This window comes from Mycobacterium sp. DBP42 (assembly GCF_005924235.1).
GTDB lineage: Bacteria > Actinomycetota > Actinomycetes > Mycobacteriales > Mycobacteriaceae > Mycobacterium > Mycobacterium syngnathidarum.
The window spans coordinates 1-438 of record NZ_VCMY01000115.1 but is presented as its reverse complement, the minus strand read 5'-3'; the positions used below and the strand labels follow the sequence as shown (position 1 = coordinate 438).

Annotated in this window: 1 protein-coding gene; it reads right to left on the bottom strand. The window is 56.2% G+C overall.

All coding sequences use genetic code 11. The features are described 5' to 3' along the window. Positions 1-151: 151 nt before the first annotated feature. A partial coding sequence (locus E0T84_RS31640; RefSeq protein ID WP_212757750.1) for a hypothetical protein occupies positions 152-438 on the bottom strand: 287 nt, incomplete at its 5' end.

Below are 438 nucleotides of genomic sequence, written 5' to 3'. Positions count from 1 at the left end.
TATGTAACGCGCGATGCACGCTCACCCCACTGATATCCAGCGCTTCCGCCGTGCGGGCAATATTCCCTTTCTCCATAAACGTCATGAAGATGCTGAGCTTGCGGAAAGTAATATCGTTGGTGATGAGCGGCGTCATGGTGGTTTCCTGTGGTTAGTCGGCCAGCATTTGCTCAAGCTGCTCTTGCGCGTCCAGCCAGGCTATTTCGCACGCTTCTAGCCCGGCTTTGGCGCTGGCCTGTTGTTGCAGGCACTCGGTCAGTTCTGCTTTACGGCTCTGGTCGTACAGTTCACTGTCGCCCAGCTTTTCTTCCGCCTGCGCTAACTGCGCGTTCAGTTTTTCCATCTCTTTTTCCAGACGGGCGATCTCTTTGCGCAGCGGCTGGGTCTGCGTACGCAGCTCGGCTTCACGACGCTTCTGATCTTTACGCGCTTGCGCAC